The organism is Streptomyces sp. B1866 (assembly GCF_031932565.1).
In the GTDB taxonomy this organism is placed as follows: domain Bacteria; phylum Actinomycetota; class Actinomycetes; order Streptomycetales; family Streptomycetaceae; genus Streptomyces.
Genome location: NZ_JAVSCF010000416.1, coordinates 1 through 3,190, shown reverse-complemented (window position 1 = coordinate 3,190; position 3,190 = coordinate 1). Strand labels below are relative to the sequence as shown.

The window sequence follows — 3,190 nt, the reverse complement described above, 5'->3', positions numbered from 1 at the left end:
CGCCCGCCGCCGCACGGTGCTGAGCGCGGCGGCGTCCAGGAGGGCCGTGGGCGCGTCCCGGCCCGGAGCCACGGGCACGGGCGGGGTGCGGCGCTCCGTGCCGAGCAGCGCGGAGGCGACCAGCTCGTCCCAGGCGGGCCCCTCCCACGCGGGCCCGTTCCAGGCGGCCTCGCCCCGCCGCCCCTGCCGCCGTACGGCCTCCCGGGGCGGACCGTCCGGCCGCCCCTCGCCGTGGGCGGCCGGCGCGGCGCCTCGGGGGGCGGGCGCGGGCGGCGTCACGGCGTGCTCCCGTACGCCGCCCGACCGGCGCCGGTGCCGGACGGCTGCTCCTGGAGCGGCACAGGCTCCGGGTCCCAGGTGGTCACCGGCGTGAAACCGCGGTGTCCGCAGGTGCCGAAGACCGTGACGGGCGCGCCGCCCGAGACCGCCGCGAGCTGCCACAGGTTCGTCCGGTCCAGGCAGCGCGGGTCGACCGGGAGGGCCGAGCCGGTCCGCCCGTCCGCGAGCTGCCAGCCTTCGGCGCGCGGCACCGGCGTCACGTGCGCCACCACCACCGGCCAGGAGTCGAGCCAGGGGTCGTCGCGCAGCGCCTCCCCGTACGCGGCGAGGGCCGCGCCGATGTCCACGCCCGCGGGGACGGGCGTCTCGGGTGGGCCGGGCTCTCCGTACCGGGCGCCGAGCACGGCGCGCAGCGGGCGGGCCGCCGGGTGGTAGGCGAGGTCGGCGTCCAGCACCAGCCCGGGAGGCAGCGCGAGGCCCGGGGGCCGGCCCGCCGCACCGTAGGACAGCAGCACGGCCATGCGGTCGGTCCGCTCGCCGCGCAGCCAGATCCGCCGGGTGGTCACCCGGCCGTCGGCGCTGTCCTGCCCGCCGAGCACGAGCCAGCGGTCCCGGACGGGCTCGCCGGCCGCCAGCACCTCGGCCGCGGGCGGGGTCAGGCCCACGCGCGCGCGGGTCGTGGCCGCGAGCCCGCCCGGCAGCTCCTCGACCCGCAGAAAGCCCTGTCCCAGCAGATGCAGCAGGGCGCACTCCTCCAGCAGCCGCCCGGGCCAGCCCGGGCCGGACGACGGGATGGCGCCCAGCTCCCGCACCCGCGCCTCCAGGCCGGGCGCCTGGGCGTCCACCATGCGGGCGGCCATCTCGTCCCACGGCGCATACCCGGCGCGGTCGGCGCCCGCCAAGCCCTCGCGCAGCAGATCCGCCAGCCGCTGCTCCAGCTCCGTGGCGCCCGCCGCGACGCGCCGGGCGCGGCGCTCGGCGCGCTGCCTGGCCGCCTCCGGATCGGCGACGGCGGCCGGGCCACCGCCCTCCGGCCCGGCGCCTTCCGGCCCGGTCCCCTCCGGCCCTGCTGCCGCCTGCCCCGCCCCTGCCGGTCCGGGCTCTCCCGTCCTGCCGGGGCCGCCCGCCGCCGCCCGCTCGGCGCGCTCCCGGCGCTCGGCCAGCCACCGCGCCGCCCACTCGGGCGGCTCCCCGGAGCCCCGCACGCCCGGCTCGCCCGCCCAGAGCAGCAGCAGGCCCAGCGCGTGCTTGCACGGGAACTTCCGGCTCGGGCAACCGCACCGGTACGCCGGGCCCGTCAGATCGACGACCGTCCGATACGGCGCGCTGCCGCTACCCGCGCACAGGCCCCACACCGCCTGGCCGTGCGCGCCCGTGCCCGACCACGACGCGGCCGCCGCCAGCCTGCCCGCCGCCTTGCGTGACGCGGCGTCAGGAGCCAGCGCCAGCACCCGCTCCACCGTCCAGCCTTCCCCCTGCCGATTCATGTCTCCGACGGTAGAGGCACCCACTGACAATCGCTGTGACCTGCGGATTCGCCGTCGCGGGGGTCGATTGTCAGTGGCGTGGTGCACCGTGGAGGGCAGTGACGGAACCTCAGCGGAAGACGAGTTGTGGGGGAGCTGACCGTGCCCGTGCCCGGGACCCGTACCACCGACACCGACACCGACACCGACCAGTCGGCCGCGCCCGCCGGGCCCGCCGGGGCGAGCGGGGCCGCCGCGCCCGAGGCCGCCGCGGCCGAGGCGCTGCGCCCGCACGCCGAGGACGCCTTCGCCCACGAGTTGGCCGCGCTCGCCGCCGCCGACGACCGGCCGCGCCCGGCCCGCTGGCGCCTGTCGCCGTGGGCGGTGGCGACGTACCTGCTGGGCGGCGCGCTCCCGGACGGCACCGTGATCACGCCCAAGTACGTGGGGCCCCGCCGCATCGTGGAAGTCGCCGTCACCACGCTCGCGACCGACCGCGCCCTGCTCCTGCTCGGCGTGCCGGGCACCGCCAAGACCTGGGTCTCGGAGCACCTGGCCGCGGCCGTCAGCGGCGACTCCACGCTGCTGGTGCAGGGCACGGCCGGCACCCCGGAGGAGGCGATCAGGTACGGGTGGAACTACGCCCGCCTCCTCGCGCACGGCCCCAGCCGCGACGCGCTCGTGCCCAGCCCCGTCATGCGGGCCATGGCCGACGGCAAGACCGCGCGGGTCGAGGAGCTGACGCGTATGCCGGCCGACGTGCAGGACACGCTGATCACCATCCTGTCCGAGAAGACCCTGCCCATCCCCGAGCTGGGACAGGAGGTGCAGGCGGTCCGCGGCTTCAACCTGATCGCCACGGCCAACGACCGGGACCGGGGCGTCAACGAGCTGTCCAGCGCCCTGCGCCGCCGCTTCAACACGGTCGTACTGCCGCTGCCCGCCACGCCCGAGGAAGAGGTCGACATCGTCAGCCGCCGCGTCGGGCAGATCGGCCGGGCCCTCGACCTGCCTCCGGCTCCGGACGGCGCGGACGAGATCCGCCGCGTCGTCACCGTCTTCCGCGAGCTGCGCGAGGGGATGACCGCCGACGGCCGCACCCGCCTGAAATCCCCCTCCGGCACCCTGTCGACGGCCGAGGCGATCTCCGTCATCACCGGCGGTCTCGCGCTCGCCGCCCACTTCGGCGACGGCGTCCTGCGCGCGGGCGACGTGGCGGCGGGCGTCCAGGGCGCGGTCGTCCGCGACCCCGAGGCCGACCGTGTCGCCTGGCAGGAGTACCTGGAGGCGGTGGTCCGGGAGCGCGACGGCTGGCAGGACTTCTACCGCGCCTGCCGGGAGGTGAGCGCATGAGGGTCGACGCGCTCGTCCCGCACCGCGCCGCCGTCCGCGCGGCCGTCAGCGCCGCCGCGGCGCGCGACCGCGCGGCGACGGCCACCCGGTCG

General features: G+C 78.4%; 3 protein-coding genes. 1 reads left to right on the top strand and 2 read right to left on the bottom strand.

Annotation, left to right across the window (positions count from 1 at the left end; all coding sequences use genetic code 11):
- Both RKE29_RS28885 and RKE29_RS28880 read right to left on the bottom strand, forming a co-directional pair.
- Nucleotides 1–279: hypothetical protein (locus RKE29_RS28885; protein ID WP_312008660.1), on the bottom strand; the 279-nt coding region annotated here is incomplete at its 3' end.
- Nucleotides 276–1,766: an SWIM zinc finger family protein gene (locus RKE29_RS28880; RefSeq protein ID WP_312008659.1), complete on the bottom strand. Its 1,491-nt coding sequence runs from the start codon at nt 1,764–1,766 to the stop codon at nt 276–278. The genes RKE29_RS28880 and RKE29_RS28885, both read right to left, overlap by 4 nt.
- A 147-nt stretch (nt 1,767–1,913) precedes the next feature.
- Here RKE29_RS28880 and RKE29_RS28875 point away from each other — a divergent pair, with 147 nt between their 5' ends.
- On the top strand, nt 1,914–3,098 hold the full coding sequence (locus RKE29_RS28875; RefSeq protein ID WP_312008662.1) for an AAA family ATPase: 1,185 nt from the start codon (nt 1,914–1,916) through the stop codon (nt 3,096–3,098).
- Nucleotides 3,099–3,190 lie beyond the last annotated feature (92 nt).